General features: G+C 50.5%; 24 protein-coding genes. 4 read left to right on the top strand and 20 right to left on the bottom strand.

What is annotated here, in order from left to right; genetic code table 11:
* Window positions 1-4: 4 nt before the first annotated feature.
* The 14 genes from ACTRXD_RS13290 to ACTRXD_RS13225 all read right to left on the bottom strand — a co-directional run bounded on the left by ACTRXD_RS13290 (window position 5) and on the right by ACTRXD_RS13225 (window position 14,507).
* The gene (locus ACTRXD_RS13290; protein WP_442432274.1) at window positions 5-2,056 is read right to left on the bottom strand and encodes a sigma 54-interacting transcriptional regulator; all 2,052 of its coding nucleotides are present in this window, start codon (window positions 2,054-2,056) and stop codon (window positions 5-7) included.
* Between the two features lie 67 nt (window positions 2,057-2,123).
* Window positions 2,124-2,549, bottom strand: a complete 426-nt coding sequence (locus tag ACTRXD_RS13285; RefSeq protein WP_442432273.1) for a VOC family protein — start codon at window positions 2,547-2,549, stop codon at window positions 2,124-2,126.
* Window positions 2,550-2,566: 17 nt separating this feature from the next.
* Complete coding sequence (locus tag ACTRXD_RS13280; RefSeq protein ID WP_442432272.1) at window positions 2,567-3,589, bottom strand: methyltransferase; 1,023 nt, start codon at window positions 3,587-3,589, stop codon at window positions 2,567-2,569.
* Window positions 3,590-3,995: 406 nt separating this feature from the next.
* A complete protein-coding gene (locus ACTRXD_RS13275; protein ID WP_442432271.1) occupies window positions 3,996-4,442 on the bottom strand; it encodes a VOC family protein in 447 nt (148 codons plus the stop codon).
* Between the two features lie 397 nt (window positions 4,443-4,839).
* Window positions 4,840-5,391 (bottom strand): GlcG/HbpS family heme-binding protein, encoded by a 552-nt coding sequence (locus ACTRXD_RS13270; RefSeq protein WP_442432270.1) that lies wholly within the window; start codon window positions 5,389-5,391, stop codon window positions 4,840-4,842.
* 92 nt (window positions 5,392-5,483) lie between these two features.
* On the bottom strand, window positions 5,484-6,140 hold the full coding sequence (locus ACTRXD_RS13265; protein WP_442432269.1) for an ankyrin repeat domain-containing protein: 657 nt from the start codon (window positions 6,138-6,140) through the stop codon (window positions 5,484-5,486).
* Window positions 6,141-6,383: 243 nt separating this feature from the next.
* Window positions 6,384-7,688 carry a dihydrolipoamide acetyltransferase family protein gene (locus ACTRXD_RS13260; protein ID WP_442432268.1) on the bottom strand — a complete coding sequence of 435 codons (1,305 nt, stop codon included), beginning with the start codon at window positions 7,686-7,688 and terminating at the stop codon, window positions 6,384-6,386.
* Window positions 7,689-7,778: 90 nt separating this feature from the next.
* A complete protein-coding gene (locus tag ACTRXD_RS13255; protein WP_442432267.1) occupies window positions 7,779-8,747 on the bottom strand; it encodes a pyruvate dehydrogenase complex E1 component subunit beta in 969 nt (322 codons plus the stop codon).
* A gap of 98 nt (window positions 8,748-8,845) precedes the next feature.
* Entirely contained in the window at window positions 8,846-9,838 is a 993-nt protein-coding gene (gene pdhA, locus ACTRXD_RS13250; protein ID WP_442432266.1) for a pyruvate dehydrogenase (acetyl-transferring) E1 component subunit alpha, read from the bottom strand.
* Between the two features lie 331 nt (window positions 9,839-10,169).
* On the bottom strand, window positions 10,170-11,330 hold the full coding sequence (locus ACTRXD_RS13245) for a DUF1207 domain-containing protein (protein WP_442432265.1): 1,161 nt from the start codon (window positions 11,328-11,330) through the stop codon (window positions 10,170-10,172).
* Window positions 11,331-11,724: 394 nt separating this feature from the next.
* The gene (locus tag ACTRXD_RS13240; protein WP_442432264.1) at window positions 11,725-12,012 is read right to left on the bottom strand and encodes a hypothetical protein; all 288 of its coding nucleotides are present in this window, start codon (window positions 12,010-12,012) and stop codon (window positions 11,725-11,727) included.
* A gap of 166 nt (window positions 12,013-12,178) precedes the next feature.
* Complete coding sequence (locus ACTRXD_RS13235; RefSeq protein ID WP_442432263.1) at window positions 12,179-12,943, bottom strand: chlorite dismutase family protein; 765 nt, start codon at window positions 12,941-12,943, stop codon at window positions 12,179-12,181.
* Window positions 12,944-13,510: 567 nt separating this feature from the next.
* The gene (locus ACTRXD_RS13230; protein WP_442432262.1) at window positions 13,511-13,810 is read right to left on the bottom strand and encodes a hypothetical protein; all 300 of its coding nucleotides are present in this window, start codon (window positions 13,808-13,810) and stop codon (window positions 13,511-13,513) included.
* Between the two features lie 94 nt (window positions 13,811-13,904).
* On the bottom strand, window positions 13,905-14,507 hold the full coding sequence (locus ACTRXD_RS13225; RefSeq protein ID WP_442432261.1) for a Slp family lipoprotein: 603 nt from the start codon (window positions 14,505-14,507) through the stop codon (window positions 13,905-13,907).
* Between the two features lie 273 nt (window positions 14,508-14,780).
* Between ACTRXD_RS13225 and ACTRXD_RS13220 the strand changes: the two genes are divergently transcribed.
* A complete protein-coding gene (locus ACTRXD_RS13220; RefSeq protein WP_442432260.1) occupies window positions 14,781-15,224 on the top strand; it encodes a hypothetical protein in 444 nt (147 codons plus the stop codon).
* Window positions 15,225-15,395: 171 nt separating this feature from the next.
* Here ACTRXD_RS13220 and ACTRXD_RS13215 read toward each other — a convergent pair whose 3' ends face one another.
* Together ACTRXD_RS13215 and ACTRXD_RS13210 are read right to left on the bottom strand one after the other, a co-directional pair.
* Window positions 15,396-15,533: a hypothetical protein gene (locus ACTRXD_RS13215; protein ID WP_442432259.1), complete on the bottom strand. Its 138-nt coding sequence runs from the start codon at window positions 15,531-15,533 to the stop codon at window positions 15,396-15,398.
* 213 nt (window positions 15,534-15,746) lie between these two features.
* Complete coding sequence (locus ACTRXD_RS13210) at window positions 15,747-16,649, bottom strand: NAD(P)-dependent oxidoreductase (RefSeq protein WP_442432258.1); 903 nt, start codon at window positions 16,647-16,649, stop codon at window positions 15,747-15,749.
* Window positions 16,650-17,081: 432 nt separating this feature from the next.
* On the opposite strand from ACTRXD_RS13210, the gene ACTRXD_RS13205 reads away from it, so the two are divergent.
* Window positions 17,082-18,713 (top strand): CRTAC1 family protein, encoded by a 1,632-nt coding sequence (locus ACTRXD_RS13205; protein ID WP_442432257.1) that lies wholly within the window; start codon window positions 17,082-17,084, stop codon window positions 18,711-18,713.
* 446 nt (window positions 18,714-19,159) lie between these two features.
* Window positions 19,160-19,633, top strand: coding sequence for a hypothetical protein (locus ACTRXD_RS13200; RefSeq protein ID WP_442432256.1), 474 nt, complete (start codon window positions 19,160-19,162; stop codon window positions 19,631-19,633).
* Window positions 19,634-19,816: 183 nt separating this feature from the next.
* Here the strand turns inward: ACTRXD_RS13200 and ACTRXD_RS13195 are convergent, their stop codons facing one another.
* The 3 genes from ACTRXD_RS13195 to ACTRXD_RS13185 form a co-directional block, all read right to left on the bottom strand.
* The gene (locus ACTRXD_RS13195; RefSeq protein WP_442432255.1) at window positions 19,817-21,133 is read right to left on the bottom strand and encodes a hypothetical protein; all 1,317 of its coding nucleotides are present in this window, start codon (window positions 21,131-21,133) and stop codon (window positions 19,817-19,819) included.
* A 406-nt stretch (window positions 21,134-21,539) separates the two neighbouring features.
* The gene (locus tag ACTRXD_RS13190; RefSeq protein ID WP_442432254.1) at window positions 21,540-21,845 is read right to left on the bottom strand and encodes a type II toxin-antitoxin system RelE/ParE family toxin; all 306 of its coding nucleotides are present in this window, start codon (window positions 21,843-21,845) and stop codon (window positions 21,540-21,542) included.
* Window positions 21,829-22,113 carry a ribbon-helix-helix domain-containing protein gene (locus tag ACTRXD_RS13185; RefSeq protein WP_442432253.1) on the bottom strand — a complete coding sequence of 95 codons (285 nt, stop codon included), beginning with the start codon at window positions 22,111-22,113 and terminating at the stop codon, window positions 21,829-21,831. Before ACTRXD_RS13185 ends, ACTRXD_RS13190 begins: the two co-directional genes overlap by 17 nt.
* Window positions 22,114-22,392: 279 nt before the next feature.
* Here ACTRXD_RS13185 and ACTRXD_RS13180 point away from each other — a divergent pair, with 279 nt between their 5' ends.
* A complete protein-coding gene (locus ACTRXD_RS13180; RefSeq protein WP_442432252.1) occupies window positions 22,393-22,824 on the top strand; it encodes a hypothetical protein in 432 nt (143 codons plus the stop codon).
* Window positions 22,825-23,085: 261 nt separating this feature from the next.
* On the opposite strand, the gene ACTRXD_RS13175 is transcribed toward ACTRXD_RS13180, so the two are convergent.
* Window positions 23,086-25,488 (bottom strand): COR domain-containing protein, encoded by a 2,403-nt coding sequence (locus ACTRXD_RS13175; RefSeq protein WP_442432251.1) that lies wholly within the window; start codon window positions 25,486-25,488, stop codon window positions 23,086-23,088.
* Between the last annotated feature and the right edge of the window lie 17 nt (window positions 25,489-25,505).

Genomic DNA, 25,505 nt, shown 5'->3' with positions numbered 1-25,505 from the left:
ACAATTAGGACGGGCGGGAAATTCCAAGTTTTTTCATTTTTGAGATCAGCGTGGTGCGTTTCATCCCCAGCCGTGCCGCCGTACCTGAAGCGCCGCCGATCACCCATTTGGTATCGTGCAGCGCACGGAGGATGTGATCCCGTTCCGCTCCTTCTAATGTTGCCATGGGCTGAGTCGACCGCTGAACGCCAGCTTTGAGGTCCAATAACGGCACAGCCAGCTCGGACCCTTGGGATAGAATAACCGCGCGCTCAATCAGGTTTTCCAGTTCACGGATATTCCCCGGCCAGGGATAGCCTGCCAGACGTTCCATCGTCCTGGTCGGAATGGTTTCGATTGGCTTTTTCATCCTGGTGGCATACCGCTGGGTAAAATACCGCACGAGAATCGGGATATCCTCTTGCCGGTCGCGAAGGGGCGGAATCGTGATCGGAAAGACATTCAACCGGTAATACAAGTCACTACGGAATTCCCCGGCATCCACCATCTGCATTAAATCGCGGTTAGTGGCCGCCGCCAGACGAACATCCACACGGATGGTGCGCGTCCCGCCCAGCCGTTCAAACTCCTGTTCCTGGAGCACCCGGAGCAACTTGGATTGCAATTCCAACGGCACTTCCCCGATTTCGTCCAGGAAAATGGTGCCGCGATGGGCAAGCTCAAAGCGCCCGACCTTTTGAGAAATCGCCCCCGTAAAGGCCCCTTTTTCGTGGCCGAATAGTTCACTTTCCAACAGACCCGTGGGAATGGCCGCACAGTTAATTTTCACAAAGGCCTGGTCTTTTCGGGTGCTGAGTTGGTGAAGGGCCCGGGCAATGAGTTCCTTACCGGTTCCCGTCTCGCCAAGGACCAGCACGGTCGAATCGGTCGGGGCGACAATTCCCAATTGTTGGAGGACACGCTTTAAGCCCGGGCTCTCCCCGACAATTTCCTCGAAGTTGGTTTCTGTCCGGATTTCATCCCGGAGATACACATTCTCCTTTTCCAGCTTTTCTTTTAATTCGGTAATTTCCCGATAGGCAAGGGCATTATCGAGCGCAATCGCCACTTGTCCGGCGACTTGCGTGAGCAGGTCGGCATCCGCCGTGGAAAAAGCCGAGGGACGGGTGCTGCCGACATTCAATGTTCCCAAGACCCGATCGGGCAGCATGAGGGGCACACAGCACCCGGATTTCACTCCCTCTGCGATCAACTGTCTGGCGGTATCGGAATGAAATGGTTGCAGATCGGCTTCGTGCCAACACACCGTTTTTCGTGATCGGAACGCTTCTCCGGCCGGCGTGTCATCAAGGGCAATGGAATAGCTTCCCCCCAACAAGCCTTTTCCTGAAGGAAAATTCAGCACCTGTCGACGGAAGTTCTTCGCATCGGCATTATAGAAATATAAGCTGGTGGCTTCATGCGGAATCACCCGTCGCAAGGACGTGACCATGGTGGCAAACAAATCCCCAAATTCCAGTTTGGATACCACTGCGTTGTTGACGTCCAACAGGACTTGCAAACGATCCCGCTCGCGGCACAATTCCTCCTGATGCAGGACATTGTCCACGGCAACCGCCACCTGCCTGGCGACCTGAAGCAGAAACGTCAATTCCGAATCCTGGTAGGTTCCCTTTTCCACGCTCGCGAAGTCGAGTGCTCCCAGACGGCGTAATGCGGTCGTCAACGGGACCGTACAGATAGACTGCACCCCGTCTTCGAGCATTAACGGGAGCACTGTGGGAAACCGGGAGTCCTGAGTCAGGTCGGAAATAATCAACGGCTGCTGGGTTTGCCACACCCAGCCACTGGGATGGGCATCCAAAGCCCACTCTTTCCCGCCCTGAATATCCGCAGGAATATTGGCCTGAATAATATAATCCTGGATGGTGTTCCGCTCGGGCCGATGGAGAGCCAGCCCGATGAAATTGAGCGGGACGATGCGGGGAAGTCGTTGAGCCAGATCCTGTAACAGGGTGGTCAGGTCCCGATGGGCCGCGATTGATTCTGATACCTGCAGCAGAGCGTGGGAACGCGGATCAAGATCTCCGGAAACCGACTGAGTCCGTTCATTCATAGGACAACAGTATCGCCGATTCCGTATATCAAAAAAAAGTCACCCTGCCCCCGGTTGCCTCCTGCGATCAGGAGGCACTCGTCGGTGAGGCAAATGTAATTCCAATGTCCTGGACCTCCCGGTAGGGAAGAAGCCAGACCAAGGATTCATCATGCAGATCTCCGACTTGAATACGATTGCCCCAGGGATCCCGGAAATCACATCGAAAATCCGGATGGACCTCCAGGCCGTATTTCTTGGTGATTTTCTCACGCACTTCCTGCACCTGAGCGTCATCCCGGACCATAATGCCAAAATGTTTGGTGCGATCCGGTTGGAGGGTTTTCACTTCAAAGATTGCCAAAAACTGATGCTCTCCCATTTTGCACCAGGCAGCCCCCTCACCGCCTCGTAGCATCTCAAGATTGAAGACATCGGCATAAAACTCGACGGCTTTCTGCGCATCGTCAACTTCAATCACGACATGATTAACTCCATAGACGTGTACCGGCATAACGATTGCTCCTTCCTCTATTTTTTGGTGATGATGACCCGTTCATTGGATGCAGGGATATCCTGCATGATGCTCTTGCCAAATCCGGCATGACGGAACATGCGGTCATATTCACTGAAGACATAGGCATCCCCGGCCGGCGTGGTGGCCAACATAATCAAGCAGAACTCCGCCATCGGCGCCGGAGAAATGCGATCTTCATTGGGAATAAATTCCAGTGTGATTACAGACCCTCCCGGCTTGAGTGAGCTATACACCTTCCTCAAAAACGCGTCACAGGTGGGGACATCGAAGTGATGCAGAAAATTCGTGAGAAGGATCACGTCATAGTCTTTCTCGAATTCCACCTCAAAGGCACTCCCCGGCAATTCATGAAATCGTTTGGTAACGCCGGCTGCCTGCGCATTCTCTCTGGCCACCGTCAACACATTGGGCCAGTCCTGAGCCGTAATGTCCGCCTCCGGGATTGTGCGGGCGATTTCGATGCCGAACACCCCATGACCGGCTGCCACATCCAAAACTTTCCGGGTACCCGGGGCTTCCTGCTTCACCCAATTGGCAATCCACTCAGCCGGACCTTTCATTAACGGAACCATAGACCGCGCAAACGTCACCCAATCCGGATGTTCCGGTGCCAGGGTTCCTTTCTCCCCGACCACTGTTCCCCCTTTTCGAACGGCACCAGTGAGCTGTTTAAATCCTTCCACCAGAGGAGATGACAACATAAAGTTCAGCGTTGGCCCTAAATACGCAGCCGACGTCTTCGTTAAAAATAACTCCGAATCAGGAGTCAACTGATATTCCTCCCCCTGTTTGGTCAGAAAACCTCCCACGGTTAGATAATCTCCCAACATTCTCAGCCCTCGTTCAGCACCTCCACATCGGGTAGCTAAGGCCTTTGGGGTGCGATGGCCTTCCGCGATGGCCGAAAACAGTTCCAGTTCAATAGCGGATTTCAGAGCTGCCGTTCGCATATGCCCATTGACGGTTTGAAAAAACAATGCCGGTGAAGGTCCTTCAGTAGGTTTGGTTGTTGCCATGCTATGCTCCTATCTTTGAAACTATCTTCTTAATAAGGGTCTTCCAGGTTTAGTGTAATTCAACATATCTGACAACGCTTGAGACCATGTTTACAGACGTTTAAGTGTCTACACATTCCTCCCCTTTGTAAGGGGAGGCTAGGTGGGGTAGAGATTCAGCCATGTGCCCATATCAGAGGACCAACAGCCCTTGCGACAAATTAACATCTAGCCTTTCTACCTCCCCTTGCCCCTCCTTACAAAGGAGGGGGGTCTCGGGAATTCCTGTTGCTCAAACAATCCACACGATTTTCTTAAGATCTCTCCTATAATAAATGCGTGGGAATTGCCACGCTCCCTCGAATAGCCCTGTATCTCAGGGCTGTGTGCCCCCATCCGTACGACGACGAACAACAACCGGGGAAGATTACAACGCCAGGGGTTTGATCGGTGCCAGCACCAATGTCGGGTCGTGCTTCCAATCCACCTCCGGCGCATCGACATAAAGTTCCACTTCGTTCCCATCGGGATCATGAAGATAGAGACTTTGACTTACGGTATGGTCACTCATACCCCCAATGGTGATACCGGCCCGTTCCAGGTCACGTTTGGCAGCCCGAAGGTCATCCAGACTCTCTCCAACTTTTATGCCAATGTGATAGAGGCCACGCCTCCTTCCTGAAGGCGGTCCTGGAACATCGCCGACTTCAATCAACAGGAGTTCATGATGAGTCCGGCCAGAAGAAAGCGCCGCCGCTTTCCCTCCGAAAATCTTTCCGACTTCCTGAAACCCCACCACATCACGATAGAATTTCAAAGACTGTTCGAGGTTTTTGACGTAAAACACCACATGTCCTAAATATTGGGCTTTCATAATATAATGCTCCTCCGTCTTAAGAAAAACGAAACGGTCATCAATGAATCAACATTCTGTTCGATTCCCTTCCAGCCTTTCTTCTGTGATTTGACTTACGCAATGATTGTTCCAATTTCTTCACGGACGCCACTCGAATGCAAACGAAGATTTAATAAGCCAAATTCCGCATAGAGCAATTCATGCTAGTTAGAGGAGGAGAAAAACTCTTGCCGAAATATCGACAGAATGACGATATTCCGGCAGGTTGAGGGAATGTTCGAAAAGGATTGGGATAGGCCAGGCACGATAAAGGACCGGAAGAAAATTACAAGATGTAAGTCGCTTCGGATAATAGGCCACGCAGATTCTCCAAGGCGGAGAATCTGCGTTCATAAAATCAGACGGAAACCTTCTCTCATTTATCCTTTTGGACTTTGGACGTGGCACCGATACTCTCCAACCCTGCCTGCGCACATGCGGCATCCAAATGACCGCCGGGCGCTCCACCAACCCCGATACCACCGACCACCTCTCCACCGATTTCAATGGGAAGCCCGCCGCCAAGAATAAGCATATTTTCGTTCATATCCCGTAAACCCTGAACCGCCGGCATCTTGGCAATCAACTCGCCCAATTCTGCCGTGGGCCTTTTCAGACTGGCCGAGGTGTAGGCCTTCTTGCGACTGCTATCCACCGTATGCGGGCCGGCTCCATCTTCCCGTAATAACGCTCTCACCACCCCAGCCCGATCGACAACCGCCGCACTCACCCGATATCCATCTTTTGTGCATTGTTCGACCGCCGCACTCGCAGCCTTCGTGGCCAGTGAGAGTGGCAGGACCGCCTCACGCGGCAGCTCGGCCGCCGACACGCCCGCTATGAACAGTCCGCTTATACTGAGGATAACCATTCCAGATAGATACCAACCTTTTCCCGATGTACAATGCAGATTTTTTTTGCCGATCATGAAACGCTCCTTTGATAAACATGAGATCATTCATATGCTGACCTGACGATTGTCTTGTTCAGCTTGCAACGTTGTCAATATATCTCACACCCCTACCGGGCCCCCGCCGATTCCAGGATAGTAACGATTCGTGTGAAACCTTTGGCCCGGGCATGTTGAAGCGGGCTGATGCCATCCCCATCCGGCAGATTTATATCGGCGCCCGCCTTCATAAGCATTCCTACAATCTCCTGATGTCTGGGACCCCCGTCACTCAGGATAATGGCCTCCAACAACGCGGTCCAACCCAATCGATTCACATGATTGATATCCACATCGGTTTGCAATAGGGCCCTCACCGTTTCCACATGCCCTCGTTCACATGCCGGAATCAAGGCCGTTCCCCCGAACCGGTTATAGATTGTAAAATCGGGTTTGGCCTCTAATATCAACTTTACAATCTCGAGGTATCCTCTCGCTCCGGCTAAGAGCAATGGACTATCCAGTTGACGATCCTGCGCATTCACATCCGCTCCAGCCTCAATCAACACCCTGGCGCTTTCAACATGATTCCGATCAACGGCCAGGAGTAACGCCGTTTGCCCCTTTTCATTTTGAGCATGAATGCTTGCCCCTTGTTTCAACAATTGCCGGACCATGGCTGCATCATTTCGTTCCGCTGCGTGAAGCAACGCTCCATCCAGCTTTCCGCTTGACTCTTCAGACATGGCAAAATCCGGTCCGCCCACCACTACTAGAAAAACAATCATCACAAGGAGTCCTATTGTTTTCATCCATGCCATGTGCGGTTTATCGAGTCTTTCTATTGTGTGTCCGGTTTCACTGACCCTCAAGTCAGCATTGAGGACGAGATAGGGCAAGGCCAGAGTCGGGCAAGAAAAAGACAGAGAAAGAGAATGGAGGATGTTCAGCAGCACAGAACTCCCGGCTTATGGACGGGCGGCAATCAATGGCTTCTTCGTTAAAATCTCCGAATACCCGCACACAACCAATTATTGGCCGGCTTGCTTGTGATGTGTTGATGGGGTTTTCAACGGAAGAAAAAGCTCCAAGGGCTTTTCCAGCGCTCGTTTGAATGACTGGAGAAACCGCGCCCCTTGCGCACCATCAAGCGCTCGATGATCGCAGGAGAGCGTGACTTTCATACGGCGGGACAACTTTATGGCCTGTCCTCGTGCCACTGGAACAACATTCACCGCGCCTATGGCCAAAGAAGCCGCTTGTGGCGGCATCAATACCGCAATGAAATTGTCCACCTCATACATCCCCAGATTCGAGATAGAGAACGTGGCCCCGGCATATTCTTCGGGAGTGAGCTGTTGGCCTTTGGCCCGGACAAACAGATCACGAATCTCTTCAGCAACTTGCAGAATATTTTTTCCGGCGCAATCCCGTATCACAGGAGTAATGAGTCCCTCCTCCAGGGCCACCGCGATCCCGATATCAATCGTGGCATGCCGCCGTATGCTTTCCCCCATGAATGAAACATTGATTTCAGGATGACGGGCCAAAGCCAGGGCGGCCGCACGAACGAACAGCACCGTTAAACTCAAGGGGGAGTTATTCACTTCCTCCATCTGCTTTCGGAGCCGCTCGGCCTGATCCATGGCCACTTCGGTTGTGAGATAAAAATGCGGGACAGGGGCCTTACTTGACGTGGTCACTCGAGCGATCGCCTTGCGCATTTGGCTCAGAGGAATATCCTGGGTTTGCCCCTCAGAAATCTTTGGAGTATCCATCTTTCCGTGAATATCGGCTTCAACGATCCTGCCTTCAGGACCGCTTCCTTTGATAGTTGACAAATCAATCCCCTGTTCTTTCGCCAACGCCTTGGCTCGAGGCGACACTTTGATCTTTGCCTCCGGGCGCGTCTCTGCCTTCGTTGCCTGGGCTTCTGTCTTCGCACTGCTGGATTTTTCTTCCTTAGTCGGAATGGATGGTGCCGGCGAAGGAGGAGAAGGCTTTTCCTTTCGAGAAGGAGCAGGAGAATCTTTTTGAGGTTCAGGTGCTACAGCCTGGTCCTCAGAAGTCTCAGCCAGCGTGGCCTCAATGTCATCGTCCTCTTCTCCGATCACGGCAATGAGCTTCCCGGCTTTCACGGTTTCCCCTTCGGGCACCAAAACTTTTTTCAGCACACCGGACCCAAAGGATTCCAGATCAAGGACGGCTTTGTCCGTTTCAATTTCTGCCAGAATGTCTCCCGAGTCGACAGCATCCCCTTCATGCTTTTTCCAAGCCACCACCACTCCTTCCTCCATCGTGTCCGTAAGCTTGGGCATGACGACGCGCGTAATCATAGGCCTCTCCTGTTATGGCAGAAAAATCCTTTGCAAGACTCTGTGGCGAAGAATGTTTGAGAAACAGTTATGACAAAAATAGGTTGCATGTTAAAGGATCTCTTTGACCGCCGATATGACCCGAGCCTGATCGGGAACAGCCAGATCTTCAAGCGGCCTGGCATACGGCATGGGGACTTCCTCACCGGCGACCCGCACAATGGGCCCATCTAACAAATCAAATCCTTTTGAATAGATGGTCTCGGTAATCTGAGCGCCCAACCCGCAAAACTCCCACCCCTCTTCCACAATGACGACACGTCCTGTTTTTTTGACAGATTCCAGGAGGGTATCGGTATCCAAAGGTTTTAATGACCTCAGATCGATGACTTCGGCATTGATACCTTCCTTTGCTAACGCTTCCGCAGCCTCAAGCGCCAGTAAGGCCATCTTTGAATAGGCCACTATGGTCACATCGCTTCCTGTTCGCGTCACAGCGGCTTTGCCGATCGGAAGGGTGTAGTCCTGCTCAGCCACCTCGCCCTTCGTGCCATAGAGAAGTTGCGCTTCAATAAAAATAACCGGATTCTCATCACGAATGGCGCTCTTCAATAATCCCTTTGCATCAGAGGGCGTTGCCGGGGCAATCACTTTCAGTCCGGGAACATGGCAGAACCAGGCTTCAAGACTTTGCGAATGCTGGGCGGCCAATTGATGGGCCGCACTCCCCGGCCCGCGAATCACCATGGGCGCCGACAACTGGCCTCCGGACATATAGCGAATTTTGGCCGCGTTATTGACAATTTGGTCAAGGGCAAGAATGCCGAAATTAAAAGTCATCAATTCAACAATGGGACGCAACCCGGCCATCGCCGCGCCAATGGCCAACCCGGTGAATCCGGCTTCGGTAATCGGCGTATCTAATACCCGCTCAACGCCGAATTCCTCCACAAAGCCTTTGCTCACTTTAAAGGCCCCTTGGTAATACCCGACCTCTTCCCCAATTAAAAAGACACGAGGATCCCGTTGCATTTCCTCACGCATCGCCTGATTCAGGGCTTCTCTATAGGAAATCAACATGGTTCGCCATCATTCAAGAATGGTTGATCATCGTGTTGCATAGATGAAGGAGATACCAGCCCGATCCTTCCGGCTTAGCCTTTGTAAGAGCACAATTTTCACTCGACTAACACATCCTCATGGAGCGCGCCGGGCTCAGGAAACGGGCTTTCATCGGCAAACTTCACAGCTTCGGTCACCGTCTCAATCACATTTTTATCCATCTGCTTAAAGTCGGCCTCCGTAGCCAGGCCCTCCTGAAGGATCCGGGTTTTGAGAAAAATCAACGGATCCTGTTTACGTGCTTCTCCAACTTCTTCCTTCGTTCGATAATGACCGTGAGCGGGATCGGACATGGAATGGCCCATAAATCGATAGGTTGACGCCTCAATAAAGTATGGTTGTGGGTCCTTTCGCAACTTCTTCACCACACGCGCAGTCAACTCCTTCACCGCCAGCACATCCATCCCATCCACTTGTTCCGCTTCAATGCCATGCGCCCTGGCCCGTTCGGCAATGTCTTTATACAGCAGCATCTCTCGTTCAACCGGTGTCCCCATCCCGTACCGGTTGTTTTCGCAAATAAAGATCACAGGCAACTTCCATAACGCAGCCAGATTGAAGGCTTCATGCGTATGTCCGCCGGGAACCGCTCCATCACCAAAAAAGCAGAGAACCACCCGGTCTTCCTTGCGATACCGTGAGGCAAATGCCAACCCGACTGCAAGCGGTAAATGCCCTCCAACGATGGCATACCCGCCCATGAAGTGACGTTCGACGTCGATGAGATGCATTGAGCCACCTTTGCCTTTGCACAACCCGGTGGCCTTTCCAAACAATTCAGCCATCACTTTTTTGGGATCCGATCCCTTGGCCAGACAATGTCCGTGATCGCGATAGGAGGTAATGACATAGTCATCCGGGCGAATGGCATGCATACATCCCACGGCGACCGCTTCCTGACCGATGTATAAATGAAGGAAGCCCGCGATTTTCGCTAAGGCGTACATCTCCGCCGACTTTTCCTCAAAGCGTCGGATGAGGAGCATGTCCCGGTACAATGTCAGAAAATCGTCCGTGTTTGATTGGTGTTCCACTATACTCTTCGCCATGTTACATATCGGGCTTGATCGACGTTGGGTGTCCTCGTTCCCCTTCAGTTCTCTTTCTGAATCCTTAGAAGAACTGTAACAAGAGATCGCATGCCGATACAATTTTTAAAGTCTTTCCCGAAATTATTTTTTACCTTTCCTTCCCTTTTAACTACCATGCAAAAAAGGCCCAGTCCCAGACTACTTCTCAGCTTGACCTCGTTTGGAATTTTCAGAAAAAATCCAGAAACCAAATTTCACATGTTTTCGGGCGTGTGGAAAATTCCCACATCAAGGCAGGAAGGGGCCTTCCTTTTCTTCTCCAATGACTTCTAAGCCCCGATAGGTTGGATCAGTAATACAGATGAAGGCCGATTCCGATCCACTCTGTTCGCTGAGAATAAAATTGGCCGTTGGGTGAAGCACCCTGATAATACTCCATTAAGAGTTGAAGTTTGCGATCGCCGATGCGGGCATTTTCGAATTGAAGCCCTGCCATCAGCGAACGGTTGATGATCCAATTGCTTCTCTCGTTGACCTGAAAATCTCCATACGCCACAGGACGAATCTTCCCGCTCAATAACGTCCAGGGGCTCGTTAATTCGGCCCCGAATTGGCTGGTGCCGCGTCCTAACGAGTTGGGATCCCGATTCACCAGTATCCCGCCGCCGCCATACACCCGGAACCAGTCGAACAATTCATAGGACAACTTTGCATCAATTTCTTCATAGGACAAATTGATTCTGTTCGGCTGGTTATTGAGAATGAATTCATCACCAAGATGGGAACTTTGATGATGGATGCGAAGGAAGCCGGAAAGGGAACCGGTCCGATAACTGGCAAGAAGACCGGCAGTATAATCAGCGTTGACGAGGTCTTTGGACGACGCGTCCAAATCGAACACGCTGAAAACTCCGCCCTGGAACGCGATTTCCCATTGTCCATCGAATGGCGCAGCATTCCGATAGATCGCGAACGTTTCTCCAAAATTTGCCGAGCCGGTTTTTGAGGGTTCGGAACCTTTTGAAATATCACGGTAGGCCACGGAGAAATGCGGCCAACGTGGGTCGGCATGAAGCGGATCGAAGAGAAGACCATTCGGAAGAAATTTGGACTCGGGCTTGGGAATTTCTTGCGTGATAGCGTCCGATGGAGGAGGTTTGGGAGTCACGGAGTCGACATTGCCCTCTATGACTTCTACTCGCTTGACACCTGGAATGCTTTCCAGCGCGGTCTGGACCTTCGTTCGATCCAGCGTCCCGAGCGAAACGGCATAGACGGTCACGACGCCGTCTTTTACGATTAAGGAAGCATTGGTTGCATTGAACTCATGTTGAAGAACAGCGGCAGCATACCCGGCGATGTAGGAATCTTCGACCGCAATGGCATGAGGCATCCATCCAAAATGAAAACAGATCAGGAACACGATCACGTTTGTCCATTTCCGCAATCCTGTATGGGTCGTTGAGGGAACCCTAGAGTCTACGGCAAGAGAAGCAACCGGTTGGGTCATGGGAATTTGCGCTCCTTACCGAAAGTTGAAAGGCATAAGAACCTCGCGAGGAAATACTCGACGCTCAGGGAACACCGGGAAGTTCTCTCAGCTGGCGCCACAGACCACGTTCTTTTTTGAGTGGTCAAGCTAGTGGGCATCGGCTGATCAATCAGGAAGATGCCCTGCCCACAAAATAGCATGACGAAAAGTTTTGGTTGGACAGACAAAACGTCAGGGTGAGCGGCATAATTTGGACATTGTCAAATAAGAAGATTCACGGGGTCTCACGCGCAAAGGACTGATTATTTATTCAACAATGACGATCTTGTTCCTATTTGTGTCCCAATAAGAAGGCCGGCTGCAGAGTCAGTCCACAGCCGGCCTTCTTAGAGATGCGTAAAAGGAATGAGGATTACTTTTTCATCGGTTTCTCTTTCATGGGCTTCTCTTTCATTTTACCCATTTTCTCTTTCCCCTGGGCTTCTATGTTTCCAGGCATCTCCTGGCCTTTGGCGTCCGATGACATCTCTTCGCCTTTTCCCTTCATGTCACCCATGGCGTCATCAGCTGTTTTTATATCCTCCTCTTGCATCGTCTCGGTCTTGCCTGTCATTTCGTCTCCCATCCCGGCAGCAAACGATACGGAACCGATCCCATACAGAAACACGATACCTGCGCACATCAGAAATACGCGTTTCATAGAACCACCTCCTTGAACAGACACACAGGTTGAATGGTGAAGATGTGAAACCGTAGGAAAACCAGTTACGCTGCTCCGAATGTTTGGCATTTTCAAATCCTTTCACCTCTGATGCCAAGGTTGGTTGCCACAAGGATGATAGGCCCAACACCAGGCCATGATCCGGCTATTTCACAAGAAGGTCGACAATATCATTCCAGGTTTTTAATGTGCCGATGATCGTCGGCTCTCCAAGCTGAACATTGAAGATATCTTCACGAACCATCCGCAACGCAATAACCAGGTCATTGAAATCCACCAAATTATTAGTTTCAAAGATGGTGAGAAAGTCCACATCCGAAATCCCGGTGGAATGGTACAATTTCCGCTTCACCGTTTTTAAATAGGCAACCGTGGGAATGGTGTGTTCTTTCATCAGTGCCACACGATCCTCTTTAGACAGGTTCCACCATTCGGCATTTTTCCGAATGGGGATCATAATCGCATAGGTAGACGGATCACCTTCGTATTTCGCCCCTTTCAGTTGTTGCAGCAAATCAGGAAAATCCGGAGCATAATTCAGCCCCTTGGTCACCCCGCTGATCGTATACTCCAAATCCAAATGCCGGCCGAGGCCGGTACCCCGAAGTTGGGTCAGTAATTGCTGGTTGGCTTTGAGTTCGGCGGAATGCAGACGAAGCAAAAAATGGGATTCTGTCGTCAATCCATAGGTCCAATATCCATCCACGGTCACCTGACTTTTGAATCCTTCCAGTAGCGCTTTGGCCTCCTCCCCGCCTTTCTGCCTTTCTTCAAGCGGCAAACTGCCCCAATCTTTATCCACCTCAAAAAGGGCAAAGGTCCCAAACACAGGGGCATTGGCGGCCCAGCTTAAACCAGATAAACCAAAATGCACGACCGCAATGAACAACAAAGATAGGAATACAGGCATATGTTTTCTCTCCTTCTGACCTGAGTCTTATTTCCAAATATGCGAATGGCACACTTTCGGGTTACGGATGACCGTAGAGGTTTCCCTAGAATCCCCTTAGGAATTTATGAACGGGAATCACCACGCACGCGGATCGACTTCTGAACGGGCACGAGGGAAAAAACAACCTTTAATGAAATACAGAGATGTGAGGAAAGGCCACAGCAGGGAAAGGCAGGGAATACCACAAACCGATTGCCGGTACGGTAGTGTCTGCGGAGGGTCTGCTCCGTGGCGGTAAAGCGGCCATTGGCCTTTCAAGAACGCAAATTCCAGAAACGTCGGGACTTTCACGACCATTCCCTTTGTGACTGAATGACTATGGCCCACACGCTAAGAGACAATTTGGGGGGAAGCCCCAATAACAAGTATGAACATGGATAGTGGTCTCTCATCTTTTCTATTCGTTACACGAGAAAAAAAACGGCCCACCGAAAGACATACACTTTCGGCAGGCCGCCCAACACTCAAATGACGCTGAAGTTCTATTCTTGGGATATCCCCAAGCCCAGAACCCAGGAAGAGGTCTTATTTACCAATATTGTCGATCGTTTCGTTGGCTGTGTCCTTCGTTTTATTCACTTCTCCCTTGGCCCCTTCCTTGATTTGATCCATCATGCCACCGGCCTCTTCTTTCGTGGCGCCCTGGGCTTCAATCGCATGCTCATTTGCATGTTCCGTCATGTCCATGCCCTTATGAGCGTCAGTTGAAGCCTCTGTGGCCTTATCGGATTCACCCTTTAAGGTATCCATCATCCCGGCAGCTGACACTCCGGCGACACCGACTACACACAACACGGAAAGGACTGCGGTTAATACCTTTTTCATAAAAAACCTCCTTAGGGAAGAACGTGAATGAGGGGAAAAGTTACTCTGCACGTTTTCCAAAAGTGAAGTCAATCAGCAGGGCTACAGACCCGGCCTATCGCCGGAACCGTTTTCCACCACCATGTCCACGACCATAATATCTGAAAGATGAAGCCGAATACGGCCAATACCACCCCCAATTACCACCCCAGTAGGGATAAGTCCCCCAAGAGGGACGATACCCATACGTGTTTCGTGGAATCATCGGCCACACTTTCAAGGCCTGAATGGCAAGAACAGGATAGAGTTTTTCTTCTTCATCTACTCGCACGGAGGCTTGCCCGGTGACTTCTCCTAGAATGGTTACGCGAGTTCCTGGAGGAAGCGTGGCCGGATCAAGAAAGGGCTGCTGAGTGGCAATGAACCGGCCTTTAGACTTGGTTCGATTCCATTCGGGAACCGAATCACTGTCTAATGGGATCTGAAGCACCATCACTTCGGTCCGGTCTACGAGACGTTTCGCAGACAGCACGACTCCACCCACCTTGAGAATGTGTCCGATATGTGCAGAGGGGTCTTGAGCCACGTTGGCAAACGACGCACCGTCCGTCACCTGCGCTTCCTGGTTTGTGGAAAACGGGGAGGAGGAAAATGTCGCGCACCCACTCAGGCCAACCATCAGAACCACCAGATGAATACTCCGCATCCCAATTTTCATAGATCCCTCCTTCACCCCCTTATCTATTATACGCTCTCTCCCGCATCCTTGAAGAGGAAAGAAGGGTAAGGATCTCTGGTTTGCCGGATTGATGAACTTTCGAATCTATTCATTGAGAAGCCAACGAGAATTCAACAGACGCATGTGCTCCATCCACAAATCGCGATATCCCATGACCAGGTGGCTCTTTGACTTGTGATTTCCATTGTTCCAGGTTACATTTCACCTATCATTATCAATTAATGACCTCTACCTACACAAAAGGAGCAGACAATGGCTGCAAAAAAAGCGGTAAAGAGCACGGCGAAAAAAGCATCCAAGAAGGCATCTCAAGTTAAGTCAGCGGCAAAGAAAAAATCAGCGACCGTGGCCAAGCAAGCCAAGACAGCGGCCAAAACCGGAGTCAAGAAAGCCAAGACTGCAACCAAACGGGCAAAAAGCACGATTTCCAAAGCCATGGGAACAGCCTCAAAGCGATCCGCCGGCGTTTCCTCGCGTGCAAAGAAAACTGCGGGCCAATTGAAAAAGGAAGGGGCGAAGAAAGTAGCCTCAACCAAAAAAGCCGTCAAAAAGAATACTCGGAAGGCAAAAAGCACCGTGCGCAGCGCAGCGAAGCAAGCCGGGAAAACGGTAGGGAAAAATGTGGGAAAAGCAATAAAAACTGTTGAGGAATTGGTTCAACAAGCACAGGAATATGGCAAATCCCTACTTGGCTAACAAGCACTGGGTGTCAAATATGTGTTTGCAATACACTTCAACCGACCTGTCATCCTGAGACCATGGCGAAGGATCTGTGCCCAGGTTGACCATGCTACGGCTCCGCGAGATCCTTCGTTTCACTCAGGTAGTCCCAAAGTACCTTGTCATTCTGAGCCTGCGGCGAAGAATCTATGCCCAGGTGGACGATGCGACGGCTCCGCGAGATTCTTCGGTGGACCTGACCCTGAGCTTTGCCGAATGGGTCAGGATGACAATGGCTCCCTGGACGTCCCCTAACTGTTCCTCGCTCATGATGCACCCGGCCATGTCCGAACATGCCCATTGTCGTTCCTTGAACCCTTGAGTGAATGATGGAGACGGTCTTTCTTTCTGAGCCTGCGGCGAAGAATCTATGCCCAGGTGGACGATGCGACGGCTCCGCGAGATTCTTCGGTGGACCTGGCCCTGGGCTTTTCCGAATGGGTCAGGATGACAATAGCCGAATTAATCCGAGGAACTAAGAGAAACCTGGGGTTGCCCCTATTCCCGCGAACAGCGGTCTTTAAAGGTCAGTTCCGCAATACCGGATTTATCCAATTCCCCTTTTCCCAGCTTCACCAAGCGTTGATATTGTTCCAACGTCGATTTGGCCAGAGGCAGGGTGAGTCCCACGGATTCCGCGAGCGCATAGGCAATGCCGGAATCTTTGGCGGCATGGGCTACAGAAAAATAGCATTCGTGATCACGATGTTGCATATCGGCTCCGTCGGTTTCCAGAACCCGTGATGCCGCTCCGGTCTGACTGAACACTTCCCGCAACATCGTCAGATTCAGCCCGAGCGCGTCCCCAAGGCCTAACCCCTCCGCCAAACCGGCGGTGTTAATATTCATCACCATATTGACCAAGGCCTTGACCTTTGCGGCTTGTCCCGCCTGGCCAATAAGACGTAACTGAGCGCTCAAGGTGGCTAAAACCGGTTTGGCTCGTTCGAAGACTTCAGGCTTTCCGCCACACATGAGGTATAACGTGCCTTCACGCGCTTGGGGAATGCTGCTGGCCATACATGCCTCCAGAGCATGCCCCCCTCGTGCTTCCACACGGTGTTCGATTTCCATGTGAATGTGAGGGGAGAGCGTCGCACAATTCACAAACAATCGACCGTCGGCATTCTTCAAGAGACTTTTCGGATGACCCTCTGAAAAGATTTCCTGCATCGCCCCGTCATCCGTCACCACCGTAAAAATCGTATTCGATAAGGCAGCCACCTCACCCGGAGTGGACGCGGCCTCACAGCCTAATTCTTTGGCCAGACTGTTCGCCCTTTCGCTGTCCACATCGAAAACTACGGTCACCGGATACCCCACATCCTGAAGCCGGCGAGCCATATTGGCCCCCATCCGCCCTACCCCCACAAATCCGATTTTTTCAGTTGGTGTGTTCACTTCCACCTCCATCTTTTCCTAGAGATTGCACAACGAGGTCCCAGTGCCAACAACCCAACACCAGCCTTTCCTTCCCTGCCTCAGACTATTCCCATTTTTTCCCTGGGAAACAGGAGTAGAGAATTACTGTACCGAAGGCCCTGAACCTGCACAACCAAACATTCAAGGACACCCTCCGATCAACCCTCATCGGAAAGCTCAGCATGGCCGAATAGGGAGGCTCACAGACCGACCCAAGGAAAAGGAAAGAAGGGTCCTCAGGTACCAATCATGTATTCCCTCCCTTTCCCGTTTCTCTCCTGGGGTCGGTCATAGTCCCTGGCGACACCCGTTGAAGGCTGTAACGAATATTCCCCGTAAATGGACTGGGGAGAAGAAAATTCAATGCCTGCCATGAAGCAAGCTGAGGCCGTTTTTTAAGGAGTGGCCGTCATGAAACACAAAAACAACGCATTATGGAGAACGGGATTGCTGGTTGCTTCACTCGTGCTCACGTCGGCCTCCTGCATCCCGACACATGAAAAATTGACGCACTCTGCCGACCCCATTTCCGTTCAGCCATTTGAAGAAATCCCGGTGGAATTCGTCCATCAGTGGGATCAGCTCACTCATCCATTTTCCGGAGCCGCGGTCATCGACGTGGACCAGGATGGCACAATGGAGATCTTTGTGGGCAGCGGCGGCGGGCAGGAGGACGCCTTGTTCACCTACCGGGATGGCCAACTCGTGAACATCATCCAGGGATCGGGGTTGTCCAGTACCATCGCCACTTACGGGGCCACGTCGATTGACATGGATCATGACGGGGATACCGACCTGCTCATCGCCAGGGACGACGGGATCTCTCTCTACCTTAACGATCACGGAACGTTCACCCAACGCAAGATTCCGCTCCATCTCGAACCCGACGCCGTCCCGCTCACAATCGCGGTCTCCGACATTAATCATGACGGGCATGGGGATCTCTACATCAGCGTGTTTGTCAGCAAGAAGGCCTTTCGCAGCGCCACCTTCAATGACCCGGTCCATGCCAAACATAACGTCATGCTGCTCAACAACGGCGACCTCACATTTACGGATATCACGCAGTCGTCCGGCACCGCCTCGAAACAAAATACGTTTCTGTCGGTCTTCGTCGATTTGGACGAAGACGGCTGGCAGGACCTGGTGGTGGCGCAGAACACAGGCGAAGTCGAAATCTTTCAAAACGAGCGGAACGCGACCTTCACACCCATCGCCACCAACTCAGGATACGGATTCTGGATGGGTCTGGCCGTGGGAGACGTGGATAAGGATGGTGATCAGGACTTGTTCTTTACCAACGTCGGCACCTCCATATCGCACTACTTTCTCAAGGGAGACCTCAAAGACGGTCAGCGATTGGAATCCCAATGGCTCCTGTTACGCAACGACGGGAACTTTGTCTTTACCGATGTCACGGAAGCTTATGGGTTACGGGATTATGGATTTGCCTGGGGAACGGTCTTCGAAGACATCAATCTGGACGGACACCTCGATATTTTAGCGGCCCAGAATTACATCAAGTGGCCGGTGCACAAAGTTTGGAAACTGCCGGGGAAATCGTTCCTCCAGGTTTCGTCATCCCCTACCAACACCTTCGTCCATGTGGACGACCTGGGACTCACCAACCCGTACTTCGGACAAGCGCCGGTGATCGCGGATTTGAATGGGGACACGAAACCCGACCTCATCTGGCTCAACATGAACGGCCCGATGCGGGCCTTTCTGAACCGATCCACGGGAAACAGCATCGGCATAGCCCTTCCCGATAGCGTGCACTCGCTAGGGACTCTGGTCACCATAGAAACCACGAGCGGCAAATCCTACACGAAACAAATCGTCACGAGCGTCGGATTGCTATCGGATCAATCCTCGACCCTGTTCTTCGGCCTAGGATCGGAACAGGACGTGAAGAACGTCTTCATTCGGCGACCTGATGGAACCGTCTCGAACATCGAGCACCCATCCATCAACCAATCACTCATCGTCAAAGAGAACGTAGGAAACCAGAATACCCTACAGGTGGAAAGAAAGGGGCAATAGGTAAGGTTGGTGGCGCATGCTCCATAAAAACACTCAGACAATTGCCTGATCATACAGAATAAAAAACTCTACACCCTAACACTCATGACTCTGAACAGATGAGTCCCGATGGGGTCAATTGAACGTCTGAGGATCACAAAAAGACCGGGTGGAGGACATCCTCAACAACATTGTCATGCTGAGCTGCGAAGCATCTAGCTAAGCCATAGCCCGGTCAACCTGAGTACAGGTCCTTCGTTACTCTCAGGATGACAAGGAAAGGACCGGAGCCTTCTGTAGCTTTCTCTGAAAACAACATCGAAGAATGGCTTGAACCATAAATCCCGTATGATCCAAATTTCCCCTCCTTTGTAAGGAGGGGCTAGGGGAGGTAGAGACATTGGCAAATCTACCCCCACACTGAAGAGCCAAAATAAACAACCAACAATTAAAGGAGGAACACAATCATGAACGTCACACAAACATTCAATCAATCGACACTCGCCATAATGACAGCGTTGACACTGACAGTCGCAGCACCGGCCTTCGCGAACGAATTACCAGCGGCCGTCATGGGAAAAGCGTCAGAAGGCCTGGTCACGCTGGCGACGACCGGCAACCCCGATCCGTTGCAGGCCGAACTGGGTGGCACGGTGATGTCCTCGGAAGACTTACAAAAGAAGGTGGGCAATCTGCTGAACCTGGAAAAAGAGGAGCATCTGGCACCCAAGGCCCTTGTCACCCCGACCGGAGAGACCTATGCGATGGTGGCTCCCACCATTACCAAGGATAATTTCATCCTGGTCGATAGCCAGGGCCAGGCCCGGCGGATGGATGTGGGCGACTCGGAAGGGCATCACATGCCGTTTGTGGTCCAGACGATTGTGGAAGACGGCGGCACCCCCTGGTACGTCGAATTCTGGCATTGGATTACGGGGTAAAGTATCTCTCAGCCAATTAAGGAGTGCCAGCCGCCAGGGACTTGCTTCCTGGCGGCTGTTTTCATTCTTCACCTCAAAAAGTACATGACCAGTTGTGGGGCCTTTTCCAAAATGAAAATATCGAATTGCACGACTTGCCACAGAATCTGACCCCGAATCGTGATTTGAACGAACCCCCTTCTCTTAATCGCTGTGGGGTGTTTGCATAGGGAGAACAGTTTCTTTGGTTTTAGGGTACTTCTTCAATTCTTCTTTAGTTGCCCCCTGCACGAGATCTGTGGGGGAGGATAAACGCAAGTAACTGCCCATTCCGAAGTGGGTATTCTTGTCAAAAGTGAGACCGGCCATCACGGAATCGCCTTTTATTCGGCCTAAGGTCGTTCGGGCCTCATCGTGCGATCGTGCATGCACTTCGAAAATGTTGGTTTTAGCCCGCTCAGGAGTCATGAGATGTTCAAATATCTGCCGTCGCGGATTGCCTTCGGCCACGGGCCACACAACGGGAATCAATACATGGAGTCTGTCCCACTCTTTCGGACCTAACTCTTTTTTCCATTGGCTCATTGCCCTCAATCCCGCTTGTACCTGCAGTTCCACAGCAGATTTCATGGCTTCCGCAACGTAAGGGATTATTTGATGAGAAAACGCACGATACGACTTTTCATCACCGGAATTATTTTCGATACAGTCCTGTAAATAGTTATCAACCATATCTAACATCTTGATGGCTCTCGCCGATGTAGCCTGACTAAAATCACTGTTTACGAAATGTGCCTTTATATTCCCAACATGCTTTCGATATTCAATCAGAGGTTCTTCCCATCCCTCGGGTCGATTGGCCACATTGTCAAAGTAGGGAGAGATCACAATAAAGACTCCCATTGGGATGTGCGCAAGAATTTTTTCCATCTCATACATGACCGAAGTCGGCGTGACCGATTCGACGGGACGGTCTCTTCGGTACAGGTAATAGGTGCTGCCGACCCCCTCTTTTCCCGGTTCATAGTCACTCGCAATGATCAACGGGTAAATATTCTGACCCACATTGCGGATGAAGTTTTGATAATTGTTTTTCCTGAACCAATCCATGTTACGCAGGGCTTCGTATGTTTGTTGTCTGAATTGAGCGGCATCCGTCCCGGTATCAGCCGGTGCGGTTCCTTTTTCATCCACAGCGGGTCTCACACCTTTATAATCGACATACTCCACTTTCTTATCACCCGCGTACGACACACTGTCCATCAAGAACTTTTTATACTCCTCGTCTTTTTCGATTTCTAGGAGGGCTTTAAAATATTCTTGATCACCCTCCGGGTAATCCTCTTTCGATTGGGAAAAAGCCGGCATAGGTAATAAAAAGGTTTGGAAAAACAAGCCGGTCCCCAAGATCAAAGCACAAAAAAAACCTTTGTGCGTCATGAAGTGACGGTGTTGGAAAAATGGATATAATGCATGATTGACGATGAATGGTCGGCGGTTCTTGTGAAATGTTTGCAACATAGTAAGTTCCCTAATCAAAAAATGGAAAGGAATTTCAACGCGATTTTTCCACCTATTGTTGGAGAAAAACCTCCAGAGAGTCAATTGACCATTCCCAAACCTTCCCTTTTTATACTGGTTAAAATTGAGAGGTTTAGTGGGGACAAATAACCAAGCACCGTTATGGAAAAAGCGGCAGAGGCCTTGCTCACCTTGGCAACGGCCGACATTCCGATCCTGGTGCGACTCAGGGTATGAAGTCGACACCGCAACCACAGAAAACTTGGATGCAGTAAAAAGGGGTAGCTGGCAATCGTAAGGGGGAGTCGTCGGAGTCAATGAGAACACTCAGAATCATATGCGACGTGTGCCCACTTGACCGGAGCCTTTCTAATGGGTGGAAATCGGAAAAACTCCGAGTAGGGTTTTACACATGATCAGAGAGATTCATACGTTGATGCAGTATCCGCAGCACATAAATATGGGAACTCTTAATCTGATAAACCAGGACATGCTTTCTGACGTTAAAACATCGATAGTCTTCGGGTAACAAGGATTGGCGGTACCCCAGTAGGGGATTGTCTTTCACGACATCCAGGGCGTGACAAAGGCAGGCATCGTATTCTTGCAGTTTCTCCTCGCCCCATTGCTGGGCGGTGTAAACCAGAATATCGATAAAATCGCTTTCTGCTTCTTGAGTGAGAGATAGGGTGTATTTATTTGGGGAGGACATCAGACTTGGGATTGTGTCCTTCCTGGATTTTTCTAGTTGCGTTTTGACGTAGCTCGCTTAGAACGTCTGGCGTCAATTCCCGATGCTGTCCGCTCGCTACCTGGTCCTGCCCGACCTTGATTGCAGACAGAAACTGGGTCTTGCGTTCGTCTTCCTCGCGCATATGACGAACCGCATCACGAACCAGCTCGGTTTCGTTCACATAAAACCCGGCTTCGACCTTGGTCTTGATGTAGTGTTCATCGACATCGGGAAATCTGACATTCATGGTATGACCCTCCATAGGATACGATAATCATCATAATACATGCCTAATCATAGCATGATTAAGTCGTATTTGAAAGAAAATTGGATTACTGCTGTAGAGCAGTTCCAGTTTTAGAGTAAACGGTAGTGCACCCAATTGGCAGTTGGTTTAAAAATCTGATTTGGCGGGCAAAAGAACGAGGAGTTAGGTCAACAGGAGTTCATGTGGAAGCCATGTTGATTCCACCGTTCGATAATCACCATCATGACAGCTCTGACACCCGCAAGGCGGCACCAGCCTATGCGAATGAAAAGACCAGCCACCGTCATGGGAAAAGCTTCAGAAGCCTTAGTCACACTCGCGACCACCGGCAACCCCAATCCGTTGCAGGCCGAACTGGAAGGCACCGTGATTTCGTCGGAGGACTTACAGAAGCAGGTCGGCAACCTATTGAATTTAGAAAAAGAGGAGCATCTGACGCCCAAAGCCCTCGTCACACCCACAGGGGAAACCTATGCGATGGTACCCCCACGATCACCAAGGCCAATTTCATTCTGGTCGATAACGAAGGGCAGGCTAGACGAATGGATATGGGTGATTCGGAGGGGCATCGAAGGCCGTTTGTGGTCCAGACCATCATGGAAGACGACGGCACCCCTTGGTACGTCGAATTCTGGCATTGGATTACGGGGTAAAATCCCATTGAGACGGATGAAGATAAACAGCCGTTAGAAACTTCTGCCTGACGAGTTTTTTTATATCCCACACAAGAGTTTCTAAAGACAGCTTTACCTCCATTAAAAAGAAGACATGGCAATACAAACCTTGGCCCCATTCTTTTCACAAGGGAAAAACCATTTCATCTTCATAGCCAGCGGTTGTGCAGAAAGATGAAGCTAACCGGACCGCCGCCAATCAGTGCTCCATTTGTTTCCGACTGGATGGGAGGCTCCGATCGGCGACTGGTTAGGCACATTTCGCAGTGCGTCGTTTCTATATTTTTTCTGCAAATGACCGAATTCCCTTTGCAACATCCGTCCAAGCGGCATCCCGATCTTCCCAAGCTGTAACCGCTTTCATATCCCGAGGGAACCCCTGCAACTTCGCAAATGGTGCGCTATCCCAATCGCACGAACGAATTAAAACAGGAATCACAGTCGCTTCCCCCGAATTGTGCCGCTGCATCGCCATCTTAATCTCGGTGTCCCAACAGTAATTCGAGGCTATGAAATCCGCGCTGACTAGCAAGAGAATAATTTTCGCCCGTTCGAGATGATGATCTATCTCATGGTCCCACTCACCGCCAGGCAAAATTTTTCGGTCGTGCCATGTGGAAATTATACCCTGCCGCTGCAATAACTTGAGATGTGTTTCTAGCTCATCTCGTAGAGGTTCGTCTTTATGCGAATAACTGAAGAATACAGCCTTGCCTTTAACAAATGCATCAAGCGTTTCCTCACGCTGCGCGTCCAAATCAACTCCGTTCAACAATTCGCTGACGTGCACTGTCACAACACGTTGACCGATAAACTCCGGAAACTCCTGAACGCCATGCCGCTCAAACTCAACTAACTTCTTGTAGTCAACGCAAAACTCAGGAGCCTCGTTAAGTGGCACCTTTTGCTGTGCGTCCAACCGATCCTTGAACTCGGCATTTATTCTGTCAAGATCATAGCGAATTATTGCTAGGAGTCGTCTTCTAGATCCCGAATCTTCGCCTTTAACACGAATAATTACCTTGCGGTCAGAGGGCCGGGCTGTGACAAGAGCCCTACAACCTTCGTGGGCTAGGATTACTCCTGAGCGCCAGCGCTCTTGGTCCCGACTCAGTGGATGAGAGCGTACGATGAATCGCGGTATAAGCCCTTCTGGAAGAACGCCATAATGATATTCGAAGTTTAAACATTCACTAGGCATAAAATGGCAAGTTTCTTCAGGTTCTTCCTTCCCAAGCAACTCCGGAACCAGGTAACGATCAATTTGATCTGGAAATGCGAAACAAAGGCTGAACTTCCGCATTATTTCGAGAATAAAGTGGTGCTTATCAATGGGGTACTGTATTTTTGGCAACAGCGCCTTAAGATCATTCAAGTGCAATTCGCCCCGCCGCTCGGAAAGCACCGTCGCGTTAAGAATCTTATAGATTCCTTGCGTTACCCATTCTGGTTTCAATACGCTCGTTTCTCGCAATCGTGAATCGTCACGATAGTTGAGCGCAATTCCAAGGCAGTGAAGCACCCAACTCAGGGTTTCGCGATCAGACTCATCGTCGATTCCTTGTTCCTGGCATAATTCCCTAAACCGTTCATAACCCATGAAATCTTCCTTCATGGATTCCAACCTTTCTTTCACAGTAAACCAGTCAGCCGGGAATGGCATACGCACCTCAGGCATTTCTGCGACAATGCCTAGGATCGTCTGTTGAAGCGTGTCCAAACCAATCATTTCTTTGCAATCTGTTTTTACGAAAGCCCGAACGGATGGAAAGGTTACTTGCAAACCACGATAATTCAGATCGAAGGGATGCTGCGCGATTTTGTTTTGAACTATGATGACTGGAGAGTCACCGCCAAAACTCGCGATATGCTTTAGCCAATAATCAGCATCGATATCCTCGCCTCCTTCCCTCCCATTTAGTACCACAAGGTATATACTTCGCTCGGTCAGGAAGAATTGATGCGTAGCGTGCATGATTTCCTGTCCGCCAAAATCCCACACATTTAAACGAATGGTCTCGGAAGAGCACGTCAGAGGCCATGTTGTTATGTTGATGCCTTGCGTCTTCGATTCGTCACCTTGAAATTCATCCTTCGTGAGCCTCCTGACAAGGGATGTCTTCCCAACTTCGCCTCTACCAATAAGGATAAGTTTTCCTTCATTTAAGGGATGTTTTCCTCTTGGTCGGAATTGTCTTGGCACCGAAGATGAAGGTCCTGGTTTTTTTGCGAAATCCCCGAGGAGCTGTAGAATTTTCTCAAGACCTTTTTTACTCGGTCCTCGTTCAAGAGCCTCCATTTCTTCCTTTAGCCAAAGTATGTCCCTGCTAAAAAATGGGACGAATTCCAAGCGCGCTTCAAAAAAGATCGGGATGATATTTGATTTTCGCTGCAAAGAGAATCTAAGTTCCTCCACTATCCATTTCGATCTGAGGGATGAAGGTGTTGCTAGATATATTAAAACGTCGCTTTCCAGAAGATACTGTTGCAGTCGGTCAATCCAGAGTTCACCAGACATAATGGTGAAATCTTTGTCGTTTAACACGCGGATACCGTTTTCGATCAATGATTCCGTGAGCTTATTCGCGTAAACATGGCCATCATTAGCGTAGTTTAGAAAAACGGTAGGCGATTGTTGCCGAGAGAACTGCTTTAAAAAAGAACGCTTTTTCGCTGTCATTTATCTTCTTGCTCTCG

The organism is Nitrospira sp. T9 (assembly GCF_052156535.1).
GTDB lineage: Bacteria > Nitrospirota > Nitrospiria > Nitrospirales > UBA8639 > Nitrospira_E.
This window is presented reverse-complemented; position numbering and strand designations above follow the sequence as displayed.

What these genes read in the sequence shown, in the direction of transcription:
- ACTRXD_RS13290 (WP_442432274.1), bottom strand. Translation starts at nt 2,056, where the DNA reads ATGAATGAACGGACTCAGTCGGTTTCCGGAGATCTTGATCCGCGTTCC.
- ACTRXD_RS13285 (WP_442432273.1), bottom strand. Translation starts at nt 2,549, where the DNA reads ATGCCGGTACACGTCTATGGAGTTAATCATGTCGTGATTGAAGTTGAC.
- ACTRXD_RS13280 (WP_442432272.1), bottom strand. Translation starts at nt 3,589, where the DNA reads ATGGCAACAACCAAACCTACTGAAGGACCTTCACCGGCATTGTTTTTT.
- ACTRXD_RS13275 (WP_442432271.1), bottom strand. Translation starts at nt 4,442, where the DNA reads ATGAAAGCCCAATATTTAGGACATGTGGTGTTTTACGTCAAAAACCTC.
- ACTRXD_RS13270 (WP_442432270.1), bottom strand. Translation starts at nt 5,391, where the DNA reads ATGATCGGCAAAAAAAATCTGCATTGTACATCGGGAAAAGGTTGGTAT.
- ACTRXD_RS13265 (WP_442432269.1), bottom strand. Translation starts at nt 6,140, where the DNA reads ATGATTGTTTTTCTAGTAGTGGTGGGCGGACCGGATTTTGCCATGTCT.
- ACTRXD_RS13260 (WP_442432268.1), bottom strand. Translation starts at nt 7,688, where the DNA reads ATGATTACGCGCGTCGTCATGCCCAAGCTTACGGACACGATGGAGGAA.
- ACTRXD_RS13255 (WP_442432267.1), bottom strand. Translation starts at nt 8,747, where the DNA reads ATGTTGATTTCCTATAGAGAAGCCCTGAATCAGGCGATGCGTGAGGAA.
- pdhA (WP_442432266.1), bottom strand. Translation starts at nt 9,838, where the DNA reads ATGGCGAAGAGTATAGTGGAACACCAATCAAACACGGACGATTTTCTG.
- ACTRXD_RS13245 (WP_442432265.1), bottom strand. Translation starts at nt 11,330, where the DNA reads ATGACCCAACCGGTTGCTTCTCTTGCCGTAGACTCTAGGGTTCCCTCA.
- ACTRXD_RS13240 (WP_442432264.1), bottom strand. Translation starts at nt 12,012, where the DNA reads ATGAAACGCGTATTTCTGATGTGCGCAGGTATCGTGTTTCTGTATGGG.
- ACTRXD_RS13235 (WP_442432263.1), bottom strand. Translation starts at nt 12,943, where the DNA reads ATGCCTGTATTCCTATCTTTGTTGTTCATTGCGGTCGTGCATTTTGGT.
- ACTRXD_RS13230 (WP_442432262.1), bottom strand. Translation starts at nt 13,810, where the DNA reads ATGAAAAAGGTATTAACCGCAGTCCTTTCCGTGTTGTGTGTAGTCGGT.
- ACTRXD_RS13225 (WP_442432261.1), bottom strand. Translation starts at nt 14,507, where the DNA reads ATGAAAATTGGGATGCGGAGTATTCATCTGGTGGTTCTGATGGTTGGC.
- ACTRXD_RS13220 (WP_442432260.1), top strand. Translation starts at nt 14,781, where the DNA reads ATGGCTGCAAAAAAAGCGGTAAAGAGCACGGCGAAAAAAGCATCCAAG.
- ACTRXD_RS13215 (WP_442432259.1), bottom strand. Translation starts at nt 15,533, where the DNA reads ATGGCCGGGTGCATCATGAGCGAGGAACAGTTAGGGGACGTCCAGGGA.
- ACTRXD_RS13205 (WP_442432257.1), top strand. Translation starts at nt 17,082, where the DNA reads ATGAAACACAAAAACAACGCATTATGGAGAACGGGATTGCTGGTTGCT.
- ACTRXD_RS13200 (WP_442432256.1), top strand. Translation starts at nt 19,160, where the DNA reads ATGAACGTCACACAAACATTCAATCAATCGACACTCGCCATAATGACA.
- ACTRXD_RS13195 (WP_442432255.1), bottom strand. Translation starts at nt 21,133, where the DNA reads ATGTTGCAAACATTTCACAAGAACCGCCGACCATTCATCGTCAATCAT.
- ACTRXD_RS13190 (WP_442432254.1), bottom strand. Translation starts at nt 21,845, where the DNA reads ATGTCCTCCCCAAATAAATACACCCTATCTCTCACTCAAGAAGCAGAA.
- ACTRXD_RS13185 (WP_442432253.1), bottom strand. Translation starts at nt 22,113, where the DNA reads ATGAATGTCAGATTTCCCGATGTCGATGAACACTACATCAAGACCAAG.
- ACTRXD_RS13180 (WP_442432252.1), top strand. Translation starts at nt 22,393, where the DNA reads ATGCGAATGAAAAGACCAGCCACCGTCATGGGAAAAGCTTCAGAAGCC.
- ACTRXD_RS13175 (WP_442432251.1), bottom strand. Translation starts at nt 25,488, where the DNA reads ATGACAGCGAAAAAGCGTTCTTTTTTAAAGCAGTTCTCTCGGCAACAA.